18 protein-coding genes are annotated in these 26,204 nt (G+C 62.3%); 10 read left to right on the forward strand and 8 right to left on the reverse strand.

What is annotated here, in order from left to right; genetic code table 11:
* Window positions 1-50 precede the first annotated feature (50 nt).
* Window positions 51-4,658: a DUF6543 domain-containing protein gene (locus QMX97_RS00220; RefSeq protein WP_282395525.1), complete on the forward strand. Its 4,608-nt coding sequence runs from the start codon at window positions 51-53 to the stop codon at window positions 4,656-4,658.
* Window positions 4,659-4,660: 2 nt separating this feature from the next.
* Here QMX97_RS00220 and QMX97_RS00225 read toward each other — a convergent pair whose 3' ends face one another.
* Window positions 4,661-6,202 (reverse strand): PLP-dependent aminotransferase family protein, encoded by a 1,542-nt coding sequence (locus QMX97_RS00225; RefSeq protein WP_282395526.1) that lies wholly within the window; start codon window positions 6,200-6,202, stop codon window positions 4,661-4,663.
* Between the two features lie 87 nt (window positions 6,203-6,289).
* Between QMX97_RS00225 and QMX97_RS00230 the strand changes: the two genes are divergently transcribed.
* The 4 genes from QMX97_RS00230 (at window position 6,290) to QMX97_RS00245 (ending at window position 9,543) form a co-directional block, all read left to right on the forward strand.
* Window positions 6,290-6,928, forward strand: a complete 639-nt coding sequence (locus tag QMX97_RS00230) for an FMN-binding negative transcriptional regulator (RefSeq protein WP_282395527.1) — start codon at window positions 6,290-6,292, stop codon at window positions 6,926-6,928.
* Window positions 6,925-7,371, forward strand: coding sequence for a GNAT family N-acetyltransferase (locus QMX97_RS00235; RefSeq protein WP_065902585.1), 447 nt, complete (start codon window positions 6,925-6,927; stop codon window positions 7,369-7,371). The genes QMX97_RS00230 and QMX97_RS00235 overlap by 4 nt, the downstream gene beginning before the upstream one ends.
* Before the next feature lie 10 nt (window positions 7,372-7,381).
* Window positions 7,382-8,062 (forward strand): GNAT family protein, encoded by a 681-nt coding sequence (locus QMX97_RS00240; RefSeq protein WP_282395528.1) that lies wholly within the window; start codon window positions 7,382-7,384, stop codon window positions 8,060-8,062.
* Between the two features lie 179 nt (window positions 8,063-8,241).
* Entirely contained in the window at window positions 8,242-9,543 is a 1,302-nt protein-coding gene (locus tag QMX97_RS00245; RefSeq protein WP_282395529.1) for an autotransporter outer membrane beta-barrel domain-containing protein, read from the forward strand.
* A gap of 83 nt (window positions 9,544-9,626) precedes the next feature.
* On the opposite strand, the gene oadA is transcribed toward QMX97_RS00245, so the two are convergent.
* Window positions 9,627-11,435 (reverse strand): sodium-extruding oxaloacetate decarboxylase subunit alpha, encoded by a 1,809-nt coding sequence (oadA, locus tag QMX97_RS00250; RefSeq protein WP_065902592.1) that lies wholly within the window; start codon window positions 11,433-11,435, stop codon window positions 9,627-9,629.
* Window positions 11,436-11,537: 102 nt separating this feature from the next.
* Window positions 11,538-12,953: an acetyl-CoA carboxylase biotin carboxylase subunit gene (locus QMX97_RS00255; protein WP_003195732.1), complete on the reverse strand. Its 1,416-nt coding sequence runs from the start codon at window positions 12,951-12,953 to the stop codon at window positions 11,538-11,540.
* A 195-nt stretch (window positions 12,954-13,148) separates the two neighbouring features.
* On the opposite strand from QMX97_RS00255, the gene QMX97_RS00260 reads away from it, so the two are divergent.
* Window positions 13,149-14,123, forward strand: coding sequence for a LysR family transcriptional regulator (locus QMX97_RS00260; protein ID WP_065902594.1), 975 nt, complete (start codon window positions 13,149-13,151; stop codon window positions 14,121-14,123).
* Here QMX97_RS00260 and QMX97_RS00265 read toward each other — a convergent pair.
* The 3 genes from QMX97_RS00265 to QMX97_RS00275 form a co-directional block, all read right to left on the reverse strand.
* Complete coding sequence (locus QMX97_RS00265; protein WP_106802257.1) at window positions 14,053-14,250, reverse strand: hypothetical protein; 198 nt, start codon at window positions 14,248-14,250, stop codon at window positions 14,053-14,055. The genes QMX97_RS00260 and QMX97_RS00265 overlap by 71 nt on opposite strands.
* 195 nt (window positions 14,251-14,445) lie before the next feature.
* Window positions 14,446-15,312: a transcriptional regulator HexR gene (gene hexR / locus QMX97_RS00270; RefSeq protein WP_010168370.1), complete on the reverse strand. Its 867-nt coding sequence runs from the start codon at window positions 15,310-15,312 to the stop codon at window positions 14,446-14,448.
* A 162-nt stretch (window positions 15,313-15,474) separates the two neighbouring features.
* Window positions 15,475-18,348, reverse strand: coding sequence for an EAL domain-containing protein (locus QMX97_RS00275; protein WP_282395534.1), 2,874 nt, complete (start codon window positions 18,346-18,348; stop codon window positions 15,475-15,477).
* A gap of 279 nt (window positions 18,349-18,627) precedes the next feature.
* On the opposite strand from QMX97_RS00275, the gene uvrD reads away from it, so the two are divergent.
* The 3 genes from uvrD (at window position 18,628) to QMX97_RS00290 (ending at window position 22,499) form a co-directional block, all read left to right on the forward strand.
* Window positions 18,628-20,811, forward strand: coding sequence for a DNA helicase II (uvrD, locus tag QMX97_RS00280; protein WP_106802256.1), 2,184 nt, complete (start codon window positions 18,628-18,630; stop codon window positions 20,809-20,811).
* A 271-nt stretch (window positions 20,812-21,082) separates the two neighbouring features.
* Window positions 21,083-21,955, forward strand: coding sequence for a Tim44 domain-containing protein (locus QMX97_RS00285; RefSeq protein ID WP_065902599.1), 873 nt, complete (start codon window positions 21,083-21,085; stop codon window positions 21,953-21,955).
* A gap of 136 nt (window positions 21,956-22,091) precedes the next feature.
* On the forward strand, window positions 22,092-22,499 hold the full coding sequence (locus QMX97_RS00290; protein WP_017739032.1) for an SMI1/KNR4 family protein: 408 nt from the start codon (window positions 22,092-22,094) through the stop codon (window positions 22,497-22,499).
* 79 nt (window positions 22,500-22,578) lie between these two features.
* Here QMX97_RS00290 and QMX97_RS00295 read toward each other — a convergent pair whose 3' ends face one another.
* Window positions 22,579-24,342, reverse strand: a complete 1,764-nt coding sequence (locus tag QMX97_RS00295) for a cation:proton antiporter (protein WP_065902601.1) — start codon at window positions 24,340-24,342, stop codon at window positions 22,579-22,581.
* 291 nt (window positions 24,343-24,633) lie between these two features.
* Between QMX97_RS00295 and QMX97_RS00300 the strand changes: the two genes are divergently transcribed.
* Window positions 24,634-25,116, forward strand: coding sequence for an acyl-CoA thioesterase (locus tag QMX97_RS00300; protein WP_065902603.1), 483 nt, complete (start codon window positions 24,634-24,636; stop codon window positions 25,114-25,116).
* A gap of 21 nt (window positions 25,117-25,137) precedes the next feature.
* On the opposite strand, the gene QMX97_RS00305 is transcribed toward QMX97_RS00300, so the two are convergent.
* Complete coding sequence (locus QMX97_RS00305) at window positions 25,138-26,169, reverse strand: hypothetical protein (RefSeq protein ID WP_282395537.1); 1,032 nt, start codon at window positions 26,167-26,169, stop codon at window positions 25,138-25,140.
* Window positions 26,170-26,204: the final 35 nt, after the last annotated feature.

Below are 26,204 nucleotides of genomic sequence, written 5' to 3' on the forward strand. Positions count from 1 at the left end.
AGACTCTACCTTGCAGCTCTTCACGCCTGATACCGGCCAAGGAGCTGCAAATGCCCACCGACTCGATCCCCACCAGTAACCGCCCGCCCAGCACCTACGATCTGCTGACGCAACTGAGTACCGGCCCGTCCATCCGCGAAGTCGCCGCCAACCTGTTGCGCGCCGCCCTCAAGGAGCAATACCCGACACTGAATATCGACCCGGACCTGGCCACCGTCGTCACGCCACACTGGCGCATCGCCGACGACCTCATTCAGTCAACGCCCCCCGCCATGGAGTCGCTGACCTCGGTGCTGGCCAACCAGGCCCTGTCGCCGGAGCCGGTGATTTATATCGACGGCGAGCATTTCCTCACGGCGCAGCCACAGGCACCGCGCGCCGAACACCTGCCGGTGAAGATCGATGCCATCGCGCGGTTGATCAATGAGCTGGCAGCCCTGATTTTCACCGCCTACCAGGAGCAGCAACTCGACTACTGGAATACCTCCAACGGTATGTCTGGCCCGCGCTGGCAGCTGCTCTCACATTCCTTGCGCAACGTGTGGAACGTCACCACGCAGGAGGGCTGGGATGAGCACGACTGCGCCATGGCCAGGTTGCTGTTCCATTTTCCGGAGCAGGCCAAGCGCAAGGCCTTCGATACGTACCAGACCCACGCCTACCTGATCGACATGGATGGCCATCACCACAACCAATCCACGCATATCGGCCTGTCGGACATGGCGGTGTTGATCGGCAAACACGAGCAGAGCGAGCGGATTCTGGCCTACTCGCTGCTCAACGGTTATGAGAAGTTCGAGTCGCTGGAAAAGCTCGGTGAGTCGCTGCCCGCCAGCCTGGTCCAATATCAACTGGATGTCGGCGTGCAATGGCGGCTGTACGAACCCAGCGCAGATTTCTTCGACAGCCTGGCGTGCAACCTGATCGCCCTGCAACTGCAGGCGATCGGTTCGATTGGCCCGGCCGGCTTCGAGGTCGCTCCCGTGGCGGTCACGACCGGCCAGGCTGTCGCGCGGATCCTGCCGGTGATCGAGGACCTGAGCGAGCACTCGCTGTCGAGCATCCGCCAGATTCATGAACAGCTCCCCGACTGGCTCGCCAACGCCTCGGACCTCGACGTGTCGATCTACAGCCGGTACGTGATCGAACTGGCCGAGGTGCATACCCACAACCTCGGTCGAACGTTCCAGGACGGCATTCCTCCGATCCGCGATTACGCACGCGAGCAACTGCAAAAACAGATCAATCGGCAGAGGAATGGCGCGAGCCTGAGCCTGGACAAGGTCGAGATCAGCATCGAGAGCCCTGTGGTCTGGGGCACGTTTGTGCTGCCCGGCGCCAGCGACATCACCCGGCGCAGCCTGATCGACCTGGCCCTGGAAAACCTCACCGGCCTGCCCACCGGCACGCCCACCGTGCACTACAACGGCGGCACAGGTCCCGCATGGCTGACGTACGACTACCTCAAGGGCGTGATCGAAACCCTCGACATCGGCGAACACTACCCCACGCTGATCAAGACAACCCTGCTCGATGACCCGGAGCAATCCCGTAGCCGGCAAACCCTCTACACCTCGCACCTGCGGACGCAACTGCCGCTGCTGGCCCTGCAGTGGAAAATCCAGGGCGAGCATGGCATCGATGATCGCGGTTACCGTTATGTCGCCGCCGCCGTGCAGGCGCAAGCGCACGACCGACAGGTCGAGGGGGAAGAGATTGTCATCCGTCGCCTGGCATTTATCCCCACCCTGCGACCCGGCCGGGAACCGGATGCGGTGGCGAATATGTTCGTGATCGGCCCCCGCGATCACACCCAAGGTCCCTGCCTGCTGTATCGCCCCCTGTTGGACCCGGTGCTGGTGCAGTTCCCATCACGCGAAAACCTGTTGTATGCCATCAAGCATCACCGCAGCTTGCGCGATTCGGTGCTGGCCTGGTTACCCAACGACAGCCGCTTCAATTACGAGCAATACGTCTTCCCTGCCGCCCTGCCCTCGCCATGGACCGTCGTGCGCGGGTTGGTGGAACCGCAGGTAGTGGTGCAAATGAGCGGCCCCATTGCCTTGAGTGATGAGGTGCTGGGCAACGATCACCTGGCGACCCTGTTCAAGGACAACGCCCATGCGATGGTTGAACTGGCCAACCGGCAATCGGTATCCAACGTGAAGAAACGCTGGGCCACCTACCGGCAGGCCGGCTGGCTGATTTTCAGCGCGGCGTTGCCATTTCTGGGGCGCACGGTCGGGATTGCCGCCTGGATCTGGCAAATCATGGACGACCTGCAGGAAGCCACCCAAGCCGAGCCCGGGCCTGACGGCAAGACCTCCTGGACGGCGCAGGTCGACCTGTTGCTCAACCTGGGCATGTCCCTGGTGCTGCATGTTGCCCTGCGCCATCCGCCGCAGCCCCGGCCACTCAAGGCACAGCCGCCAAGGCTTGAACCGCCAGCGAGCGCCCATCGCCCCACGCCGCTGCCGCGCAAGATCGTGGTGACGCAGCAACCCAAATTACCCGATGCCGAACTGCCGGCACGCCATCTGGGGCCGCTGCACAACAGTGGCGCACTCAATCGCTTACCCGCGAGCCTCGCGGCAACACTGGATCGCTTCAAAGTCGATAAACCCGCAGGGCTTAGGGAGCCAAGCCAAGAACCCGGTCCCCACCTGAATCTCTCTGCCCTGGGTGAAAAATGGTACGCACCGGTCAAGGAGCGCTGGTTCGAGGTCATGCTGGATGAGAACGACAACGTCATGATTGTCGATCCGCAGCGCCCCTCCCACGTCGGCCCGTTGCTGGTCAGTAACCTGGCCGGCCAATGGTTTGTCGACACGCGACTACGCCTGCGTGGCGCCGGGTTCAGGAATCGGCGCAAGGCCGCCCAGGCCAAAAAACCATCGCGGATCGCCGAGCTCAGGGGCCAGCTCACCACCTTCAATGCAGGCCAGAAGCGCGGGCAAGCCGAGGTTGCCATGGCACACGCGGCAATAGACCCGCAACCCGGCCCCTCCACCAACCAACAACGCCGGGCATTCATCGAAAAACTGGACACGCGCCTGGCCGAGTATGACGTGCCCATCCGCCAGCTTCGGGCACTGAACGTCATCGATACGGTGCCCAACTACCAGGGCGACATGATCGACTACTTGAACCAGCAACTGCTGCTCACGCGCTTCGCCGTCTCTGAAACCCTGCCAACGTTCCGGACAGAACTGTTGTCGACGCTCGATGAGATGGAAGCCCTCGCGCCGATGCAAACCGAGAGACAGACCGCACTCGCCGAGAAAATGTCGCAGCTGAACCTGGACATGATCAGCCGCCTCGAATACGCGCAAACCCGTTACCTGCACCTGCAGGAACTGGGCATCGACGGCATGAAAGTCATCCAGAACACCCTCCATGCCTTGCCTGACTTCAAGCTTCACGACCTCAAGGCCCTGCAAATCACTTTGAATCGCTACCTGTGCATCAGGGAAGGCAGCGGTGAAGCCTTCGTCGATGCCCACACCCAGCTCAATGAAATCGTGAACATCGCCGACCTCAACATACAAACATGGATCGAGGCCATGCCCGACGCCGCTGTCAGCGACCCGGGCGAGCGGATTGAGGTGCTCAACAGCCTGGTCGAACAATTCTCCCTGGTGGACCAACGCCTGCTGGACCTGCACGCCGAACACCCGGACTACGTGCAGAGGGAACCGCTGGAGAGCCTTCGCCAGCGCATCGACGATTTCAACAGGCAAGCCGTGCATGAACTGGCCCGACTGTTGAAAGAACGCAAGCCGCGGGAGACCAAGGCCGGCCCGTCAAAAACGCAGCAGGCGCCGAAGAAGAAGGTCATCAAGACCCGCTTCAACGCGGTGGTAGTAGGCGAGCCACGCCCCTCTGACGAGGGGCTCCTGGACGTAAAGGCGCCGGTCACGGGCAAGGTCATTGCGACTTTCCACGAAAAAAGCCCCGGGGTGTGGGTCGAGCGCACGACGCCGACCCCAAGGCCACAACGGCCGGTGGCGGTGGACCTCAATATCAGCATGAGCAACGCGCAAAACCTGCTGGATGAAGAGCCCTCCGCGACCCAGCGCCTCCTGGTGCAGTCAAGGAAAGCCGGGCGAATCCCGGTGGAAATCGAAGAGATGCTGCACCAGCACGCCGCCCGCATGGAGCTGGCAGCGAGCAACATCGAAGAGGCGCTGACCCAACGCAACCTCACGGAGAGCGATCGCCCGTCTGCCGCCACCCTCAACCGCCAACTCAACGAGGCCACGCAACGGCTCTATGCGTTGGGCACCAGTACCCGCATCAGCATGACCAAACAGCAACTGCCGACTGCCGCGCGGGTGCAGTGGCTGCACAGCCAGGGGGCGGTGAACATTGCCAAGGTGATCACCCGCCGGCGCCTCAAGGGCCCCGGCAAGGACTACCTGGATGAGTACGCGATCAGCGATCACAACACCCAGGAAGTGCTGTGGTATGCGCACTTTCATTACGATTCGCCGCACGCCGAGCTCGACCATTTCACCGCCGGCCACCTCAAGACCCGTGAACAGCAGCGACTCGGCGGCGCGATCCATCGCACCGGCCTGAGCGACGGCGATCAGATTGCGATTTATCGCAGCGAAATCAGCCCGCAGCTGGCTCGTTCACTGTTCTTCCAGAGCTGAGGTCAACTGGCCTGCCAGGCCCTGCGCAGCTTAGCCAGGGCCTCGGCGATGGCCGCTTCGGGCACGGCGGCAAAGCCCAGCACCAGGCCGGCGCGCTGGTCCGCCGGCGTGGTGGAGTGCGCCAGCCAATAACTGCTCAGCCCATTTACCTCGACCCGCACGCCCTGGGCCTGCTCAACCAATTGCTGCTCGCGGGCCAGGCTGTCCACGCGTACCGTCATGTGCAGCCCCGCCGCCACACTGGGCAATTCGCCGACGCCCGGCAAGCCGCCCGGCCAACCGGCCAGCACCGCATTGCGGCGACTCAACGCCGCCCGCCGCATGCGGCGAATATGGCGCTGGAAGTGCCCGGCCGCCATGAACTCGGCCATCACCGCCTGGGTGCTGACTTCCGAGTGGCGCATGTCCACCGCACGGCGCCGCGAGAACGCATCCACCAGCCCCGGCGGCAATACCAGATGCCCCAGGCGCAGGGCCGGGAACGCGACTTTGCCGAAGGTGCCGACGTAGAGCACGCGACCACTGCGGTCCAGCGCGGCCAGGGGCGCCAGCGGTGCGCCGCTGTAGCGGTACTCGCCGTCATAGTCGTCCTCGATGATCCAGCCGCCGGTGCGCTCGGCCCACGCCAGCAGTTCCAGGCGCCGCGCCAGGCTCATGACCACGCCCAACGGGTATTGGTGGGACGGCGTGACATAGGCCAGGCGGCAATCTTTCAGGCTGTTGAGGGTGTGGCAGTCGATGCCTTCGTGGTCCACCGGCACGCCCTGCAGGTTCGCACCGGCCAGGGCGAATGCATGGCCGGCAGCGCGGTAACCCGGGTTTTCCACCGCAACGCCGTCGCCCGGCTCCACCAGCAACTGTGCACAAAGGCTGATTGCCTGCTGTGCGCCACAGGTGATCACTATTTGCTCAGCCGCGCACTGCATGCCCCGCGAGCTGCGCAGGTAAGCGGCAATCAGGCCACGCAGGCGAGCATCGCCCGCCGGGTCGCCGTAGCACAACTGCTCCAGGTCCGGCTTGCGCCAGAATGCCCCGTTCAGCTTGGCCCATACCTCAAACGGAAACAGATCAAAGGCCGGTACACCCACGCGAAACGCCCTGGGCGGGCCCGCAGGCGGCTGTGAAAGATGGTTGTTTTTCACCCGGGCCAGGCCCGGTCTGTGGATAACTTCGTTATCGAGATCTTCGGGCAAATCTGTCCATTTTGTGGATAAGGCTGGGGATAAGCCTGTGGGTAACCCTGTGGACACTTTTGTGGATAGTTTTTTCGGCTGGGGCAGTTGGGCCACATAGGTGCCATCACCGACTCGGCCTTCGATAAACCCTTCGGCGTACAGTTGATCGTAGGCACGCACCACGCTGTTGCGCGAAATCGCCAGGGCCGCCGCCAAGTCACGACTGGCGGGTAAGCGCGTGCCGCTGGCCAGGCGTCCGTCCAGCACCCGCTGGCGCAGGGCCTCATACAGCTGGCGCGTCAGGCCTTGGCGACGGTCCAGCTCGATGCCGGCAGGGTTGAATGACAGAGGCGGCGAAAGCGGCGGCATATTGGACCTATGAAATTGGCCTGAGATGGCTCTTACAACAGACCATTAGCCTGCCTACGATGCAGGCATTCGCCAAGGAAAATATTCATGTACACACCTCGCGCCTTTGCCCTCGAAGACTTGCCCGAATTGCAGCAACTGATTCAGCACACGCGCCTGGCGCAGTTGGTGACCGTTGGCGAGCAAGGCCTGCAAGCCAGCCACCTGCCGCTGCTGCTTAACCCCGATGAAGGCCCCAATGGCACCCTCTACGGGCACCTGGCCAAGGCCAATCCGCAATGGCGCGACCTGCAAAACGGCAGCGAGGCCCTGGTGATCTTTGCCGGCGCCGAAGCCTACATCAGCCCGGCGTTCTACCCGGCCAAGGCCGAGCACGGCAAGGTGGTCCCGACCTGGAACTACCTGGCGGTGCATGCCTACGGCAAGGCCGAAGTGTTTACCGACGCCGAGCGCCTGCTTGCGCTGGTCAGCGCCCTGACTGATCGCCATGAAGGCAACCGTGCCCAGCCGTGGAAGGTCAGCGACGCCCCGGTCGATTACATCGACGGCATGCTCAAGGCCATCGTCGGCTTCGCCCTGCCGATCGAGCGCCTGATCGGCAAGCGCAAGCTCAGCCAGAACCGCAGCCAGGCCGATATCGACGGTGTTCGTAAAGGGCTGGCCGCCAGCGCCGATGTGCGCGACCAGACCCTCGCCCGCTTTATTCCCCAAGGAGTTCCAGAATGAGCCAGATCGACATCCGCCCGGTCACTGCTGCCGACCACGCCGCCTGGCTGCCGCTGTGGCAGGCGTACCTGAAGTTCTACAACACCGAGCTGCCGGACGCCGTGACCCAGAGCACCTGGCAACGCCTGCTCGATGCACAGGAGCCGACCCATTCCGCGCTGGCCTGGCAGGATGGCAAGGCCGTGGGCATGGTCAACTTCATCTACCACCGTTCCAACTGGAGCATCGAGAACTCGTGCTACCTGCAGGACCTGTTGGTGGACCCGGCCCAGCGCGGCACCGGCGTTGGCCGCAAACTGATCGAGTTCGTCTATGCCACCGCCAAGGCTGATGGTTGTGCCAAGGTGCACTGGTTGACCCACGAGACCAACGCCACGGCGATCCAACTGTACGAGCGCATCGCCGAACGTCCGGGTTTCATTCAATTTCGCAAAGGTCTTTAAGGAGCGCAGCATGCCTATCTCACCCGCCGACTGGAAGGGCGTCCCGGCGCCTACGGTCCAACTGCTCGAAGGGCGCTTTATCCGCCTGGAAAAACTCGACCCGGCACGCCATGGCGACGACCTGTTCCAAGCCCTGCAAGGCCCCGGCGCCGACCCGAAACTGTGGGATTACCTGCCTTATGGCCCGCTCCCCGAGCGCGGTGCCTTCAATGACTGGCTCAACAACCATGCGCAACACAGCGATCCGTATTTCTTCAGCGTGATCGACCGGGCGAGCGGCCAGGTGCAAGGCATCCTCAGCCTGATGTCCATCGTCCCGGCCCAGGGCCGCATCGAAATCGGCCACGTGACCTTCGGCGCACCGATGCAACGCTCGCCGAAAAGCACCGAAGCGGTGTACCTGCTCGCCAAGCATGCGTTCGAACAGGGCTATCGCCGCCTGGAATGGAAGTGCAACAACGGCAACGCCCGCTCCAAATACGCGGCCGAGCGGCTGGGGTTCAGTTTTGAAGGGGTGTTCCGCCAGCACATGGTGGTAAAGGGGCAAAACCGCGATACCGCGTGGTACTCGATCCTGGATTCGGAATGGCCCGCGATTGGCGCGGGTTTCGAGGCCTGGTTGTCAGCGGCCAACCAGTCGGGCCCTGGGCAGTTGAAGAGCCTTGCGGAGTGTCGCCAGCAGGCGCTCTGAGACGTGGTTCAACCGCTGGGCCGGCGGCGCAATGCGCGTCGGCCCAATGCATTGGCGATAGCCGCAATTATCGCTGCAGACTAGCGACATCTCCCGCAAGCAAGGGTCGCCCGGCCTGACATTTATCCCCCCGCAGCCTCGCTAAATTCCCCGCCTCATACATCAAGAGGTGGGATTACATGCCGCGCATACACAAACAACTCGCGCTCGCCATCACCCTGGCGCTGGGTGCCCTCGGCGCTCAATACGCACAGGCCAGGGGCGATATGGAGCCAGACAGTGAATGGTTCGAACAGCCCGGCAACAAGGGTCATTCCGCGCCGGCGCTGCCGGCGCCTGAAGACTTCTACTTTGCCGACCGGGCGACCAGCCGAAACGCCCTGAGCGTCGCTCGGGTGCTGGACGCCGCCGTGGATGGATTGCTCGCGTCGGATGAGTTCAACGAGTGGGAAAAAAGCCGGCTCGAACGTTACGGCCTGTACCTGAGCACCCTGGAGCCGAGCCGAATAGGTGCAGTGCTCGAGCAACTGGCGGGAAGCCAGAACGCCAACCTCGGCACTGCCACCCAGAACAGCCAGAAAGCCTTGAACGCCAACCTGTTGGCAGCCATACGCCAGCTGGATAAAGACACCGGCGACACCGGTCGCGTATGGCTGCAAGGCCTGGGCAAGGGCGGCAGCCTTGATGCGCAACACGGCAGTGCCGGCTTGAAACAGAGCAGCCAAGGCCTGTTACTGGGGGCCGACGGCGCAATCGACGATGCATGGCGGGTGGGTGTGGTGGGCGGCAAATCCGGCAGCGACCTGAGCGCCAGGCGCTTCAAGGGTGAAGTGGACAGCTGGCACCTCGGCGCCTACGCCGTCCGCCTGGACGGGCCACTCGCGCTGCGCCTCGGCGCGCTGTACAGCAGCCATACCGGGCAAAACAAACGCACGGTCGACTTCGACTTCATCAATCACCGCGATCACCTCTCGGGCAAGTACAAGGCGCGGAGCCAAAACGCGTTTGCCGAGCTGGGCTATCAGCTGCAGACCGCTGACTGGCGCGCCGAGCCCTTTGCCGGCGTGGGTTTCCAGCGCTATCACCGCGAACGCTTCCAGGAAAAAGGCGGCTACAGCGCCTTGAATGTGGGTACGCAGACCCAGCAGAACCTCAGCAGCACCTTCGGCCTGCGCGTGACCCATGACGTGACGCTGGGCAACCAGATGATCCTCAAGCCGCACCTGAGCACAAGCTGGAAGCATCTTTATGGCGACACCAGCAGCCGCGTACGTCAGTCCTTCGCCTGGGAAAAACGTGAGGACTTCAACAGCGCGTTCACCGTCGGCGGCACGTCCCTGGACCGTGACAGCCTGGCGCTGCGCACCGGCGTGGAGCTGGCGCTGTCGGACGAGCACAGCGTAGGCCTGGCCTACAGCGCCGAGTTTGGCAGCCACAGTCGCAACCAGGGGTTGATGGGCCAATGGGCGATGGCGTTCTAAGTCACCGGGAAGCCCGATCGACAGGCAAAAAAAAGGGGAGCACCTGCTCCCCCGAGGATTAAACGGTTATGTCGAAGGCTGTATCAGCCTTCGATCTCAATCAGGATCTCGCCCGGGTTGACCCGGTCGCCCTTGGCCACATGCACAGCGGTGACCTTGCCGGCGATCGACGCCTGCACTTCGGTTTCCATCTTCATGGCCTCGGTGATCAGCACGGCCTGGCCAGCCTTGACCACATCACCTTCCTTGACCAGCACGTCGACGATGTTGCCCGGCATTGCCGTGCTGACGTGGCCCGGCTCAGTGGCGTGCTTGCGCTTGCTGCCGCCGCTGCTGACAAATTCGTTGAGCGGTTCGAACACCACTTCTTCCGGCATGCCGTCGATGGACAGGTAGAAATGGCGCTTGCCTTCGGCCTTCACGCCGACGCCGGTGATGTCCACGCGGTAGCTTTCGCCGTGCACGTCGATGACGAACTCGGTCGGCACGCCTTCGCCGCCAGCACGCGCCACACCGCCGGCTTCAGGGATCGGGAGCAGCACTTCAGGGGCCAGGGTGCCGGCGTCACGTTCCTCGAGGAACTTGCGCCCGATGTCCGGGAACATCGCGTAGGTCAGCACGTCTTCTTCAGACTTGGCCAACGCACCGATCTCGCCGCGCAGCTTGGTCATTTCCGGCTTGAGCAAATCGGCCGGACGCACGTCGATCACCTCTTCGCTGCCGATGGCCTGACGGCGCAGTTTCTCGTTCACGGTACCCGGCGCCTTGCCGTAGCCGCCTTGCAGGTAGAGCTTCACTTCGTTGGTGATGGTCTTGTAGCGCTCCCCGGCCAGCACGTTGAAGAACGCCTGGGTGCCGACGATCTGCGAGGTCGGCGTGACCAGCGGCGGGAAGCCAAGGTCTTCACGCACCCGCGGGATTTCGGCCAGCACTTCGCCCATGCGGTTGAGTGCGCCCTGCTCTTTCAGCTGGTTGGCGAGGTTGGAAATCATCCCACCCGGCACCTGGTTGACTTGCACGCGGGTGTCGACTGCGGTGAATTCGCTTTCGAACTGGTGGTACTTCTTGCGCACGGCGTAGAAGTACAGGCCGATTTCCTGCAGCAGCTCCAGGCTCAGGCCGGTGTCGAATTCGCTGCCTTTGAGCGCGGCAACCATCGACTCGGTCCCCGGGTGGCTGGTGCCCCAGGCGAAGCTGGAAATCGCGGTGTCGATATGGTCGGCACCGTTCTCGATGGCTTTGAGTTGGCACATCGCGGCCAGGCCGGCGGTGTCATGCGAGTGGATGAACACGGGCAGGCTCTGCTCGGCCTTCAGCGCCTTGACCAGTTCGCCGGTGGCGTACGGGGTCAGCAAGCCGGCCATGTCCTTGATTGCCACCGAGTCGCAGCCCATGGATTCCATTTGCTTGGCCTGGGCCACAAACGCTTCGATGGTGTGCACCGGGCTGGTGGTGTAGGCGATGGTGCCCTGGGCATGTTTGCCGGCAGCTTTCACCGCTTCGATGGCCACGCGCAGGTTACGCACATCGTTCATGGCGTCGAAGATGCGGAACACGTCGATGCCGTTCACGGCGGCCTTGGCGACGAAGGCTTTGACCACGTCGTCGCTGTAGTGGCGGTAGCCCAGCAGGTTCTGGCCGCGCAGGAGCATTTGCAGGCGCGTGTTAGGCAACGCGGCGCGCAGCTTGCGCAGGCGCTCCCATGGGTCTTCTTTCAAAAAGCGTACGCAGGCGTCGAAGGTCGCGCCGCCCCAGACTTCCAGCGACCAGTAGCCGACTTTGTCGAGCTTGTCGCAGATCGGCAGCATGTCGTCGGTGCGCATGCGGGTCGCCAGCAACGATTGGTGGGCGTCGCGCAGGATGGTGTCGGTTACGAAGATTTTCTTAGTCATATTCGGATCTCCTCATAGCGGCAAGTTTCAAGCTACAAGCTGCAAGTAAACGCTGATCCGCTTTAACTTGTAGCTTGCCGCTTGCAACTTGCAGCTGCTTATTTATAAGCCTGCGTGGGCGGCGATGGCGGCGGCGATGGCCAGGGCCAGCTCTTCGGGTTTGCGCTTGATCGAGTAGTTGGTCAGTTCAGGATGGCTTTCGACAAAACTGGTGTTGAACTGGCCGCTGCGGAATTCCGGGTTGCGCAGGATTTCCTGGTAGTAGGCGGCGGTGGTCTTCACGCCTTGCAGGCGCATGTCGTCCAGGGCACGCAGGCCGCGGTCCATGGCTTCTTCCCAGGTCAACGCCCAGACCACCAGTTTCAAGCACATGGAGTCGTAGAACGGTGGAATGGTGTAGCCGGTATAGATCGCCGTGTCAGTGCGCACGCCGGGACCGCCGGGCGCGTAGTAACGGGTGATCTTGCCGAAGCTGGGGAGGAAGTTGTTCTTCGGGTCTTCGGCGTTGATACGAAACTGCAACGCGAAGCCACGGTGCTGGATGTCTTCCTGCTTGACCGACAGCGGCAGGCCCGAGGCGATGCGGATCTGCTCGCGGACAATGTCGATCCCGGTGATTTCTTCAGTGATGGTGTGTTCCACCTGCACCCGGGTGTTCATCTCCATGAAGTACACCTCGCCCTCGGCGAGCAGGAACTCCACGGTACCGGCATTCTCGTAGCCCACCGCCTTGGCCGCGCGCACCGACAGGTCGCCGATGTAGGCGCGCTGTTCCGGGGTCAGTTGGGGGCTGGGGGCAATTTCGATCAGCTTCTGGTTGCGGCGCTGGATCGAGCAGTCACGCTCGAACAGGTGCACCACGTTGCCGAAACTGTCACCGAGGATCTGCGCCTCGATGTGCTTGGGATTGACGATGCATTTTTCCAGGAACACTTCCGCCGAACCGAAGGCCTTGGTGGCCTCGGAAATCACGCGGGGGAAGGCTTGTTCGAGTTCTTCACGGCTGTTGCAGCGGCGGATACCACGACCACCACCACCGGACGTCGCCTTGAGCATCACCGGGTAGCCGATGCGGTCGCCTTCGGTCAGGGCTTCATGGATGTCGGCAACGTTGCCTTCAGTCCCCGGCGTGACCGGCACGCCGGCCTTGATCATGCTGCGGCGCGCTTCAGTCTTGTCGCCCATGCGACGGATCACTTCAGCCGACGGGCCGATGAACTTGATCCCGCGTTCAGCGCAAATGTCTGCCAGTTCGGCGTTTTCCGAGAGGAAACCGTAGCCGGGGTGCAGCGCATCACAGCCGGTTTCCACGGCCAGGTTCACCAGCTTGCGCGGGTTCAGGTAGCCGGCCAGGGGCTCGGCCCCGATGCTGTGGGCTTCGTCGGCACGCTTGACGTGCAACGCGTGACGGTCGGCGTCGGAATAGACCGCGACCGAGCGAATGCCCATCTCGGCGCAGGCACGCACGATTCGTACGGCAATTTCACCACGGTTGGCGATCAGGATCTTTTTTATCACTTGGAAATTCCCTTGAGCCGATTGCTGCGTCTTCAACCCACTGGATCCGGGTCGGCGCGTGACCAAATGTTTCATGACAGTCGCGAGACACACACTAAGCCCCAACAGGGATTAACAAAAATCAATAATTATTGGGTTGTGTATAAGTAAAGACTTATAGTCGATGCATCAGGGGCAGGCCGGGATCACTAAATAATGCGTAAGTCATTGATGCGTATGACATTGCGTCAATTGCAGATCTTCAATGAAGTGTGCGATTTGCGTTCCTACAGCCGTGCAGCCGAGGAAATGTCGCTTACTCAACCGGCCGTTAGCCTACAGATTCGTCAGCTGGAAGAGCTGATCGGCCAGCCGCTGTTCGATTACGTCGGCAAGAAGCTCTACATGACCGAAGCCGCCGAAGCCCTGCAACGCGCCAGCCGGGACATTTTCGGGCGCCTGGAAAACCTCGATATGCAGCTGTCGGACATGCAAGGCTCGCTGCAGGGCCAGTTGAAACTGGCGGTGGAATCCAGCGCCAAATACTTCGTGCCGCACCTGTTTGCGGCCTTCAAGCGCCAGCACCCGGAGGTGCAGTTGCACCTGACGGTGGTCAACCGCGCCCAGGTGATTCGCCGGCTTTCGGACAACCGCGACGACCTGGTGATCATGTCCATGGTGCCCCAGGACATGGGCCTGGAATTCCTGCCGTTCCTCAACAACCCGATCGTGGCCGTGGCCCCACCTGAACATCCGTTGAGCCTGCAAGGCCCGCTGCGCCTGCAGGACCTGGAGCCCTACACACTGCTGCTGCGCGAACCGGGTTCCGGTACGCGGCTGGCGTGCGAGGAATACTTCAAGGAGAAACGCGTGCACTTCACCCAGACGGTGGAAGTGGCCTCGGCCGAGGCGCAGCGTGAATGCGTGAACGCCGGGTTGGGCGTGGCCTTGCTGACGCGCCACGCGGTCAACCTGGAGCTGGCCACCGGCGGGCTCAAGGAGCTGCCGGTGGAAGAACTGCCGCTGTACCGCAGCTGGTGCCTGGTGCAGGCCAAGGCCAAGCGCCTGTCACCGGTGGCCCATGCGTTCCTGGGCTTTATCCGCAGCGAACGGGTGCAGATCAGCGCGTTGGCTGAGCGTTTCGCTGGGCAGCCAAGGGTGCCTGCCAGTGGAGTTCCGGGTAGTCAGTGATGCTCTGCTGCAGTTGACGCTCGTCGCAGCGGTCTTCGATTGCACGACGGAACGCCATGCGGCGCTGGTCTTCCTGCTGACGACGGGTTTTGACGGAGCTGTTGCTGTCTTCGTAGTGCCGGGCCATTTTCAGTCTCCCAATGCGAGTACGGGGAGTTCAGGATGGCCCTGGGGGATGACGGTTTGGCGGCGCGGGGGTTACAGGACGATGAATCTTCAGGCGCTGTGCACATCCTGTGTGGCAGCTCAGTCAATGAATGTGCGAGCTGACAGACCGCCATCGCAGGCAAGCCAGCTCGCACATTGATCTTTGTACACCCGATTAATCGTCGAGGGCTTTGACTGATTTGGGCGAGAGACGCAGGCTGCGCAAGCTGCGCTTCACACTCTTGAGGTGGTTGACCAGGCTCGGGCCGCGCGCCATTGCCACGCCCATCGCCAGCACGTCGATCACCACCAGGTGGGCGATGCGCGAGGTCAGCGGGGTGTAGATCTCGGTGTCTTCGTGCACATCGATCGCCAGGTTGACCGTGGACAGCTCCGCCAACGGCGTCTGGCTCGGGCACAACGTAATCAGGGTCGCGCCGCTTTCACGCACCAGGTTGGCGGTGATCAGCAGGTCCTTGGAACGGCCCGACTGGGAAATGCAGATCGCCACGTCGGTGGGCTTCAAGGTCACCGCCGACATGGCCTGCATGTGCGGATCACTGTAGGCCGCAGCGGTGAGCAGCAGCCGGAAGAATTTGTGCTGGGCATCGGCGGCCACCGCACCAGACGCACCGAAGCCGTAGAACTCGACGCGCTGGGCCTGGGACATGGCGGTCACGGCCTTTTGCAGCTCCACCGGGTCGAGCTTCTCGCGCACTTCCATCAGGGTGTGCAGGGTGGTGTCGAAGATCTTCAGGCTGTAGTCGGCGACGGAATCGTCTTCATGAATCGCAAACTGGCCGAAGCTCGCACCGGCGGCCAGGCTTTGCGCCAGCTTGAGTTTCAAGTCCTGGAACCCGGAGCAACCGATGGCGCGGCAGAAGCGCACGATGGTCGGCTCGCTGATGCCCACGCTGTGGGCCAGGTCGGCCATGGAACTGTGCATCACTGCCGCAGGGTCAAGCAGCACGTGATCGGCAACCTTGAGTTCCGATTTGCGTAACAGGTGGCGCGACTGGGCGATATGTTGCAACAGGTTCAAAGGGCAGGACTCTTGTTATTGGCAGGTGCCAGGGATGTAGCAAGCTTGTAGTTATACTACAAGAATTGTCGTTTTGCCCGTCCGATGCATCACTAAATCGCCCTGTCCGCCTTTGAATCTAAGGGCGGCCAAGTTGTAGCCGCTGGGGTTGAAGCCGTGCGGCTAAGGAAAAACTGCATTTTTCCGTAACAAATCGGCCAGCCCTTCGGCCGCCATCGGCCGACTGATCAGGTAGCCCTGCACCTCGTCGCAACGCTCGCCGCGCAGGAAATCCAGCTGCTGCTGATCTTCCACGCCTTCGGCCACCACCTTGAGCGCCAGCCCATGCGCCATGGCGATGATCGCCCGGGTAATCGCTGCGTCCTCCCGACCCTGCCCGAGGCCCCGGATGAAGGTCTGGTCGATCTTCACGTAGTCCACGGGGATGCGCTTGAGGTAACTGAGGGATGAATAACCGGTGCCAAAGTCGTCGATGGCCAGCTTCACACCCAGGTCGCGCAGCTGCTGGAAGGTCGCGATGATGTGTTCGACGCTGTCGAGCAGTTGGCTCTCGGTCAGCTCCAGCTCAAGGTATTGCGGGTCCAGCCCGGTCTCTTCCAACACCTGGCGTACCAGGCTGACCAGCTTGCCCTGGCGCAACTGATGCACCGACAGGTTCACCGACACCCGGATCGGCGCCAGCCCCTGGCGCTGCCACTCGCACGCCTGCCAACAGGCCTGGCGCAGCACGAACTCGCCCAGCGGCACGATCAGGCCGGTCTCTTCGGCGAGGCCGATAAAGTCCCCCGGCGGCACCATGCCCCATTGCGGATGCTCCCAGCGAATCAGCGCTTCGGCGGCATTCAGCTTGCCGGTGGCCAGGCACAGTTTCGGCTGGTAGAACACCGTCAGTTGGCACTCCTCGATGGCCTTGCGCAGGTGGTTTTCCAGCTGCAGGCGCTCCAGGGTGCTGGCTTGCAGGCTGTCGGTGTAGAACTGGAAATTGTTGCCGCCCAAATGCTTGGCATGTTGCATGGCCATGTTCGACTGGCTGACCAGCGCGGAAATTTCCCGCGCGTTGTCCGGCAACAGGCTGACCCCCATCGAAGCACTGACCACCAGCTCATGCCCTTCCACCGTCACCGGTACCCGCAACTTGGCCAGCAGCCGCGTCGCCACCCGCGCCAGGCTCGAGAGGTTGCCATAGGCATCGAACAGCACGGCGAATTCATCACCGGACAGCCGCGCAATGGTGTCGGCTTCCGGCAAGGCGTTGATCAAGCGCCGCGCCATTTTCTGCAACAGCTGGTCGGCGACTTCATGGCCGAGGCTGTCATTGAGCAATTTGAAACGGTCGAGGTTGATGTGCAGCAGCGCCAGGCTCCGCCCGCCCAGGCGCACGCGCTGGTGGGCTTCGCGCAACCGTTCGCGGAACAGCGAACGATTGGCCAGGCCGGTCAATTCATCGTAATGCGTGAGGTAGCGCATGCGCTCCTCGGATTCGCGCCGCGCGGACAAATCGGCGAAGAACCCCACGATATGGCTGACTTTTCCGCGAATATCGCGCACCACGTTCAGTTGCAGCCACTGCGGGTACAGCTCGCCGTTCTTGCGCGTCTCCACCAGTTCGCCCTGCCAGGTGCCATGGCTGAGCAGCGCCTGGCGGATCACCGGGAAGTGGCGCCGCGCATCGCGGCTGCTGGGCAGTTCCACCACATTGCGGCCGAGCATGTCGTCGATGTCGAAGCCGGTGACGCGGCTGAAGGCCTGGTTGACCGCAATCAACGCGTAATCCGGGTCGAGGATCACGATGCCTTCGCTGGCGGCCTCGAATACCGTCGAAGCCAGGCGCTGCTGTTCTTCCAGGGCCTTGCCGGCGCTGATGTCGCGGCGCGTACCGAGCATGCGCGTGACGCGCCCGCTGGGCGTGCGCTCGACGGCGCGGCCACGGTCTTCGATCCACACCCAATGGCCATCGCCATGGCGCACGCGGTATTCGACCTGATAGTCCTCGCTGCGCCCCTTGAGGTGCTCCACCAGCGCGCGCTTGAGCAACGGCAGGTCCTCGGGGTGCAGGCGCGGCTTGAGGTGGCTGAGCATCGCCGTGACGTACTCAGGTTCCAGGCCGAACAACTCTTTGAGCTGGGTGTGGTGGACCTCGTCGGTCTGCAGGTTCCAGTCCCACAGGCCCAGTTCGCTGGCTTGCAGGGCCATGGCCAGGCGCGCCTCGCTTTTATTCAGGGCCAGGCTGGCGGCGTCGAGTTCCTGGCTGCGCTGCGCCACGCGGTCCTGCAGGCCGATCTGCGCTTCACGCAGTTCCTGTTCGACCTGGCGACGCTGCTCGACTTCGCGCACCAGTTCCTGATTCAACTGCTCGCTGCGCTGCTGCGCCTGTTGCAGATGCTCGATCAGCGCCTGGTTCTGGAAGCGTCGCAGCAGCCCGCGCTGGATCAAGCGATTGACCTGCCACGCCACCACACTCAAGGACGCCAGCAGGATCAGGCCGAGCACACCCCAGCCTTGTTGCTGCGGGGCGCCGTTCCAGAACAGGTACGCGATGGCCGGCACCAGGCACGGCAGGGAAAAGGACAGGAACGCCGGCAGACTCACGGCATAGGCCACGCTGGCCGACAGCGTCGCGGCGCCGATCAGGCCAAAGACCCAGGCCTGCTGCATAAAGCTGTCCACCGGTACCAGCGCGATGGCGGCGACGGCCAGGGTCAGCCCGCTGACCGCTGAACCCAGCATGAACATGCGGCGCCAGATCGGCTGGGCCTGGCGGCTGGGCATGGCCGAGTCAAACGCCGCCACCTGGATCACGCGCATCGCCACCAACGCCAGCAGCCAGACCAGCCAGATGCTGTCCAGCAGGTATTGCTTGGGGTTCCACAGCAGCCAGGCACAGACCAGGCCGTTGACCAGCATTAATAAGGTAGGCAGCAACGAGCCCTGGTAGAGCAGGCGCGTGCGCTCGACCGCCATCTCGGTGGCGTAATGTTTGTGGATGACCTGCGCGGGCGCCATCGTGGGGCCGAACAGGTCGGTGCTGAGGGTCATAGGCAGTGTTCTTATAATGGTGAGCCCGAAACGTCGACGGAGCATACACAAGCACGCGCTTGGGCCAAACTGCTCCACGTCATAAAAACCTCACGTTTATCCAGCGCAAACCTAGGCGCCAGACGGCTTGAGCGAGACACGGCGGGGGCTGCGGCCATTGACCGACCAGTCATCACCCGATGCAGAATGTTTGCCCGGCGCGGATCAGCCTGGATGTTTTCCGTCGCCCGCCCGGCATTGGGATTTGCCCGAGCCCCCCCGGCACCCTAGAATGCGCCGATGCGCGATGATCTCTCCCTTTTGCTGAACTCCCTCAACGACGCCCAACGCCAGGCCGTAGCCGCCCCCGTTGGCCGTCAGTTGGTCCTGGCCGGTGCTGGCTCCGGTAAAACCCGAGTGCTGGTGCACCGTATCGCCTGGTTGATCCAGGTCGAGAACGCGTCGCCGCACTCCATCCTGTCGGTGACGTTCACCAACAAGGCCGCTGCCGAGATGCGCCATCGCATCGAGCAGTTGATGGGCATCAGCCCGGCCGGCATGTGGGTGGGCACCTTCCACGGCCTGGCGCACCGCCTGTTGCGGGCGCACTGGCAGGAAGCGGGCCTGGTCCAGACCTTCCAGATCCTCGACAGCGATGACCAGCAACGCCTGGTCAAGCGCGTGATCCGCGAGCTGGGCCTCGACGAGCAGCGGTGGCCGGCGCGCCAGGCGCAATGGTTCATCAACGGCCAGAAAGACGAAGGCCTGCGCCCGCAACATATCCAGGCCAGCGGCGACCTGTTCCTGGCCACCATGCGCAGCATCTATGAAGCCTACGAGGCCGCCTGTGCGCGGGCCGGCGTCATCGACTTCTCCGAACTACTGCTGCGCGCCCTCGACCTGTGGCGCGACAACCCAGGCTTGCTGGCCCATTACCAGAAACGCTTCCGGCATATCCTGGTGGACGAGTTCCAGGACACCAACGCCGTGCAGTACGCCTGGTTGCGCCTGCTGGCCAAGGGCGGCGACAGCTTGATGGTGGTGGGCGATGACGACCAGTCGATCTATGGCTGGCGTGGCGCGAAAATCGAGAACATCTACCAGTATTCCGAAGATTTCCCGGACGCGGTCACCATCCGCCTGGAGCAGAACTACCGCTCCACCGCCGGCATCCTCAAGGCCGCCAACGCCCTGATCGCCAATAACACCGGGCGCCTGGGCAAAGAGCTGTGGACCGACGGCGGCGAAGGCGAGGCGATCAACCTGTACGCCGCGTTCAACGAGCACGATGAAGCGCGCTACGTGGTGGAAACCATTGAAAGCGCACTGAAGACCGGCCTGGCGCGCAGCGATATCGCGATTCTGTACCGCTCCAACGCCCAGTCGCGGGTGCTGGAAGAAGCCTTGCTGCGCGAACGCATCCCGTACCGCATCTATGGCGGCCAGCGCTTCTTCGAGCGGGCCGAAATCAAGAACGCCATGGCCTACCTGCGCCTGCTCGAAGGCCGTGGCAACGACGCGGCGCTGGAGCGGGTGATCAACATCCCGGCCCGCGGCATCGGCGAAAAAACCGTGGAAGCGATCCGCGACCACGCCCGCCACGCCGATGTGTCGATGTGGGAAGCCATGCGCCTGCTCATCGCCAATAAAGGCCTGACCGGCCGCGCTGCCGGGGCACTGGGCGTGTTTGTCGAACTGATCGAGAACCTCGCCGCCAAGTGCTCGGAAATGCCCCTGCACTTGATGACCCAGACTGTAATCGAGCAATCCGGGCTGATCGCCTACCACGAAGCGGAAAAAGGCGAGAAAGGCCAGGCCCGGGTAGAAAACCTTGAGGAACTGGTCAGCGCCGCGCGTGCGTTCGAGAACACCGAGGAAGACGAAGAGCTGACCCCGCTCGCGGCCTTCCTCGGCCATGCCTCGCTGGAAGCCGGCGATACCCAGGCCGATGAGCATGAAGACAGCATCCAGCTGATGACCCTGCACAGCGCCAAGGGCCTGGAATTCCCCTACGTGTTCCTGGTGGGCATGGAAGAAGGCCTGTTCCCGCACAAGATGAGCCTGGAAGAGCCTGGCCGCCTTGAGGAAGAACGCCGCCTGGCCTACGTGGGCATTACCCGGGCGATGCAAAACCTGGTGATGACCTACGCCGAGACCCGACGCCTGTACGGCAGCGAGACCTACAACAAGGTGTCGCGTTTCGTCCGTGAGGTGCCGAAGGGGCTGATCCAGGAAGTGCGCCTGTCCAACAGCGTCAGCCGCCCGTTCGGTGGTGGCCAGCAGCAGAATTCCAGCAGTCTGTTTGCCGGTTCCGAAATCCCCGAAACCCCGTTCAGCCTGGGCCAACAGGTCAAACATGCGATTTTCGGCGAAGGCGTGATCCTCAACTTCGAAGGCGCCGGTGCCCAGGCACGGGTACAGGTGAACTTCGCTGAAGGCAGCAAATGGCTGATGATGGGCTACGCGAAGCTCGAGGCCATCTGACACCCTCCCCTTTGTAGGAGCCGGCTTGCTGGCGATGGCGTACTCAAGTACGCCATCGCTGCGGGGCGACGACTCGACAAGCCGGCTCCTACAATGTGAAGAATTGTGACCCTCCCTTGTTTTTCACCTGCACGGGCCAATATCTGTATTAAGTCCTACAGACCATTCTGATTCGGTCTTACGCAAAAGCCCGAAACATTATGTCGCTAGCCACTGTCACTACACCTGTGCAACATGGCGCGCGTGCAATCCACAAATGGGAATTCCCTTTATGAAACGTTTTCTTAGCATCGCCATGGCGTTGTGCATCGGCCTGACGATGAGCCTCGACGCCAACGCCAAGCGCTTCGGTGGCGGCAAAAGCATGGGCTCGGCACCGACTCACCAGACCAGCCAAATGGCTCCTTCCGCCGGCGGCATGGGCGGTGCAGCCGCCACCGCAGGCGCAGCCGGTGCTGCTGGCGCCGCGGCCAAGGCCGGCGGTGCTTCGCGCTGGTTGGGCCCTCTGGCCGGTATCGCGGCCGGTGGCCTGCTCGCTTCCATGTTCATGGGCGGCGGTTTCCAGGGCATGCAGATCTTCGACATCCTGATCCTGGCGGTCATCGCTTTTGTGATCTTCCGCTTCATCGCCGCCCGTCGACGCAAGCAGCAGGAGCACCTGGCTCCAGCCGGCGCGCCGATGCAGCGTGAAGTGTTCGAGCAGAAGCCAGCCATGGGTTCGATCTTCGGTGGTTCGGCCGCGCCTGCCGCCGCCCGTCCGGTGATCAACGCACCGGCGTGGTTCAACGAAGAGCGTTTCGTCGAAGCGGCCCGCAGCCACTTCCAGTCCCTGCAGCAGCACTGGGACGCCAACGAAATGGACAAGATCTCCGAGTTCGTGACCCCACAACTGCTGGAGTTCCTCAAGCGCGAACGCGCCGACCTGGGCGACGCTTTCCAGTCGACCTACATCGACGACCTGCGCGTACAGCTGGAAGGTGTGGATGACCGCGCCGACAAGACCATCGCCACCCTGACCTTCAGCGGTGTGTCGAAGACCTCGCGTTTCGACCAGGGCGAAGTGTTCAGCGAAAGCTGGAACATGGAACGCGCCCAAGGCGACAACCAGCCTTGGCTGGTCGCCGGTATCCGCCAGAACGGCTGATACCCGCGCGCTTGAGCAAGCCGTAACAAAAAACCCCGGACCTGTCCGGGGTTTTCTATTTCACGGTTGCACTTATAGCGAGCTACTGTATAAAACGCCCCTATAAACCGCGCCATCTAGCAAGAGGATCCCGGCCGTGGAAGAAATCATCGAACAATTGCGTGAAGCCAACGAACCGGTCCCGGTTCCTCTGGAACTGCCTGACGAAGACCAACTGGTGGAAATCGAGGAACAACTGTTCATCGACATCCCGTTTGTGTTCCGCGAATTCCTGCTGACCGTCAGCGACGTGGTCTACGGCAGCCTGGAGCCGGTGACCGTCACCGACCCGCAGTCCCACACCTACCTGCCCGACGTGGCCGCCAACGCCTGGGATGCCGGCGTTGATCGCAGCATGATCCCGATCTGCCAGGACGGTGACGACTACTACTGCGTCGAAGAAGACGGCACCGTGGTGCTGTGGTCCGGCGAAGAAGAACTCGTCACCGAAGAAACCTGGGAATCGGTGTGGCACTGGGCGCGGGACGTCTGGCTGGAAAGCTGATCCCACAAGGCTTGTGTGGCGAGATCACTGTTCAGGGCTGCTGCGCAGCCCAGCGCAAGCAAGCTCGCCACCGTTGCTCTCAATGCTCCGGCGTGTCCTTGTGGTTATCCAGGGTCTCCAGCAAGGCGACCTGCATGCGCGTATGCACGCGGATGAACCACCGCCAGAGCACGGCCGCCACTGCGGCCGTGACGACGGCGATCAGCACCAGCAACTTGTTGGTCGGCAGAATGCTGGCCGACAAGGCCGCCAATAGCAGGAAGATCACCAGCAGCGACAACAGAGGGATCAGCTCGGCGATCACGCGTCGTACACGCTGGGTGTGCCGCCCGGCCATTTCCGGCTTCACGCTCATCTCTGCCAGCAACATCGACAACGCCTTGAGCTTGCGGTAAGCCGCAATCAGGAACGGCAGCGACAACAGCAGCGCCCCACCCCAGATCAATGCCTTCTGCCAGCTTGGATCACTGATCCACCCCTCCAGATACCCGCCAATGCGCGCCGCGAAGTAACTGCCGGCGAAGAAGATCGCCACCACCAGCGCCAGGTTCACCCCCACTTGCAGGATAATCTTGCGAATCATCGACGCCAGCATCGCGCCCTCACCCTGCGGCTGGATACTGCGCAGCCACTCGCCATACAGGCCAAACACCCGGCTCAGGCGCTTGGGCATCACGGCGGCAATCTTCAACGACAACGGGTCGGCACCGCGAATCAGGTACGGCGTGAGCAACGTGGTGATCGCCGAAACGGCAACCGCCACCGGGTACAGGAAGTCGCTGGTCACCTGCAAGGTCATCCCAAGCGCGGCGATGATGAAGGAAAACTCGCCAATCTGTGACAGGCCCATGCCTACGCGCAGTGAGGTCCGGCCATCATTGCCGGCGATAAACGCGCCCAGGCCGCAGGACAGCATCTTGCCCAGCACCACCGCCACGGTGATTACCGCAATCGGCCAGGCGTATTGCAGCAGGATCTGCGGGTCGATCATCAAGCCAATGGCGACGAAGAAGATGGCGCTGAACATGTCGCGAACCGGCTCGATCAGGCGTTCGATCTTAATCAACTGGCGCGATTCGGCCATGATCGCGCCAATCAGGAACGCGCCCAGCACCATGCTGTATTCCAGCTTGACCACCAGCAGGCAGAAACCGAAGCACAGGCCGAGTACGGTGATCAGCAGCATTTCGTTGCTTTCAAACTTGGCCACGTAGGCCAGCAGGCGCGGCACCAGCAAAATGCCGATGACCAGTGCGACGATCATGAACAGCGAGAGCTTGCCGACCGTGGAGAACACCTCGCCGGAGCTGACCGTGCCACTGACGGCGATGCTCGACAGCAAGGCAATGATGCCGATACCGAGGATGTCTTCCACGATCAGCACGCCAAAAATCAGCTGGGCGAAGCGCTGGTTCTTCATCTTCAGGTCATTGAGCGCCTTGACGATGATGGTGGTCGAGGAGATCGCCAGGATTGCGCCGAGGAACAGCGAGTCCATGGTATTCCAGTCGAACCAGCGGCCGATCTCGTAGCCGATCCAGATCATCAGGATGATTTCCAGGAACGCCGCGATAAACGCCGTGGCACCGACCTTGAACAGCTTGCGCAGACTGAATTCCAGGCCCAGGCAGAACATCAGGAAGATCACCCCCAGCTCGGCGAGGGTCTTGATGGTGTCTTCGTCGTGGATCAGGCCGAAGGGCGGCGTATGAGGGCCGATGATGAAGCCGGCGACGATGTACCCCAGCACCACGGGTTGCTTGAGGCGGTGAAACAGGATGGTGACAACCCCGGCCACCAACATGATCACGGCCAGGTCCTGGATAAAGCTGATGGCGTGCATGGCGAGGGGCTCCTTGAGGGTACTGGCGCTCTTCCTGCATCCGTCCGCGCCTTTGAACGGTCGCAAAGAGCGAGAGGAAGAGTCTGCCTTGATCGTAAGAAATGCCCTGAGATGGGCTTTTGAAGGTTAACACCGCGACTTCCGCCGGAAAGCCGGTGCAATATATGGAAACAGATCGGTGCACGCGTGACGGCAAGCCGCCCACCGGCGTCCCGTAAAGGATGGCGCTGCAAAGATTCCAGCACCCGCAGAGGTGCCCCCCAACCAATGCCTACAACCCGTGAGTGTGCTATGGAACCCGGAAACGCCCAGCTGTCGATGACGGTATTGATGACCCCTGACATGGCCAACTTCTCAGGCAATGTCCACGGCGGCACCCTGCTCAAGTACCTCGACGAAGTGGCCTACGCCTGCGCGAGCCGTTATGCCGGTCGCTATGTGGTCACGTTGTCGGTCGACCAGGTGATTTTTCGCGAGCCGATCCATGTCGGCGAATTGGTGACCTTCCTCGCATCGGTCAACTACACCGGCAACACGTCGATGGAAGTGGGCATCAAGGTGGTCACCGAGAACATCCGCGAACGCTCGGTGCGCCATACCAACAGCTGCTTCTTCACCATGGTGGCCGTGGACGACCAGCGCAAACCCGCCGCCGTGCCGCCACTGCAGCCCCACAACAGCGAAGACAAGCGCCGGTTCGTGCAGGCCCAGCAGCGTCGGCAGATTCGCCAGGAGCTGGAGAAGCGCTACCAGGAGATCAAGGCAGACGCCTAGTAAGCGCGAGCGCGCCCACGCCTACAGGTGCCAGCACTTGTCGTAGTGGGCACAGACATCAAAGCGCTGGTCCAACTGACTCATGCGCTCCATGTGATGGTTGAGCACCTCGATCATCACTGACGTGCGTGTATTGGTGTAGTACGTGGTCATCATCTTGTCGTTGGCCTTGACCCGCTCGCGCGTGGCGAGGTCCGTCGGGTTCAGCCACTGTTGCAGCACAGCGTCCTCGATAAGCGTGAGCCGGAAGCGATAAACCTCCTTGTAGAACCCCAGCGTGCGTGTCTGCTGGGCTGCAGCCTCTTCATTCAACAGTGCGTAGTTCTGGCGATATTGAGCCCAGTAATCCTGCGGCAACGTAAACGATCCCATCGCCACCTTGCGCTTGGCAATCTGCTCCTCAAGGGCTTTGGCGGTCGTCGGTGCTTCGGCCGGGGTATCAGGGTTCATCATTTTGAACAGCTGCACGTTGGTGTCGACGATGGTGTTGATCAACGCTGTGCGCTGGGCGGTTTCGGGCAGCTGCCTGGGGAACATCGGCGTGCTGCCGGCGCATGCCAGCAACGGGGTTTCGAACATTGGCAGTGGCGTACGCGCGTCTTTGCCATTGAACCGTGACAGGCGCCGGAACGTGGTAATGCAGTTGCTCCCGTCGACGTCGAAGGCCACTTCATATTCCTTGCCGGCTTCGGGCGTGAAATTGAACGCCTTGGCGCATACGTAGGAGCCGCCGTTGGTATTGAGTCGCACGAAAAGCGGCTGGCCGGCGGGCAACTTCACTTCCAGCAGGCCACGGGTTTTCGCTGGCGGCGGCACGCTCATGTCGGCGCGGCGGCGGGTATCGGCCATCATGAAGTTGTTGAGCATGCCGGTGGTACGGCCTGCGCAGTGCTGCGCATCGAAGAGGTCGAGCGTGGAATTCTGTGTGTTGGAGATAAAGCGCAGCTTCGCCGCATCAGGTTCGGTGGCGTCCGGGTAGCTGCCGTTGACACTGCAGGCACTGAGCAGCGAGGCCAGGCTCAGCGCGGAGAAAACCCTAAGGGATGGCGACATGGATCTTCCTTGAAAAGCACAGGGGGACAAGAAGC

This window comes from Pseudomonas sp. PS01298, from assembly GCF_029959745.1.
Lineage (GTDB): Bacteria > Pseudomonadota > Gammaproteobacteria > Pseudomonadales > Pseudomonadaceae > Aquipseudomonas > Aquipseudomonas aylmerensis.

What these genes read in the sequence shown, in the direction of transcription:
- QMX97_RS00220 (WP_282395525.1), top strand. Translation starts at nt 51, where the DNA reads ATGCCCACCGACTCGATCCCCACCAGTAACCGCCCGCCCAGCACCTAC.
- QMX97_RS00225 (WP_282395526.1), bottom strand. Translation starts at nt 6,202, where the DNA reads ATGCCGCCGCTTTCGCCGCCTCTGTCATTCAACCCTGCCGGCATCGAG.
- QMX97_RS00230 (WP_282395527.1), top strand. Translation starts at nt 6,290, where the DNA reads ATGTACACACCTCGCGCCTTTGCCCTCGAAGACTTGCCCGAATTGCAG.
- QMX97_RS00235 (WP_065902585.1), top strand. Translation starts at nt 6,925, where the DNA reads ATGAGCCAGATCGACATCCGCCCGGTCACTGCTGCCGACCACGCCGCC.
- QMX97_RS00240 (WP_282395528.1), top strand. Translation starts at nt 7,382, where the DNA reads ATGCCTATCTCACCCGCCGACTGGAAGGGCGTCCCGGCGCCTACGGTC.
- QMX97_RS00245 (WP_282395529.1), top strand. Translation starts at nt 8,242, where the DNA reads ATGCCGCGCATACACAAACAACTCGCGCTCGCCATCACCCTGGCGCTG.
- oadA (WP_065902592.1), bottom strand. Translation starts at nt 11,435, where the DNA reads ATGACTAAGAAAATCTTCGTAACCGACACCATCCTGCGCGACGCCCAC.
- QMX97_RS00260 (WP_065902594.1), top strand. Translation starts at nt 13,149, where the DNA reads ATGCGTAAGTCATTGATGCGTATGACATTGCGTCAATTGCAGATCTTC.
- QMX97_RS00265 (WP_106802257.1), bottom strand. Translation starts at nt 14,250, where the DNA reads ATGGCCCGGCACTACGAAGACAGCAACAGCTCCGTCAAAACCCGTCGT.
- QMX97_RS00275 (WP_282395534.1), bottom strand. Translation starts at nt 18,348, where the DNA reads ATGACCCTCAGCACCGACCTGTTCGGCCCCACGATGGCGCCCGCGCAG.
- uvrD (WP_106802256.1), top strand. Translation starts at nt 18,628, where the DNA reads ATGCGCGATGATCTCTCCCTTTTGCTGAACTCCCTCAACGACGCCCAA.
- QMX97_RS00285 (WP_065902599.1), top strand. Translation starts at nt 21,083, where the DNA reads ATGAAACGTTTTCTTAGCATCGCCATGGCGTTGTGCATCGGCCTGACG.
- QMX97_RS00295 (WP_065902601.1), bottom strand. Translation starts at nt 24,342, where the DNA reads ATGCACGCCATCAGCTTTATCCAGGACCTGGCCGTGATCATGTTGGTG.
- QMX97_RS00300 (WP_065902603.1), top strand. Translation starts at nt 24,634, where the DNA reads ATGGAACCCGGAAACGCCCAGCTGTCGATGACGGTATTGATGACCCCT.
- QMX97_RS00305 (WP_282395537.1), bottom strand. Translation starts at nt 26,169, where the DNA reads ATGTCGCCATCCCTTAGGGTTTTCTCCGCGCTGAGCCTGGCCTCGCTG.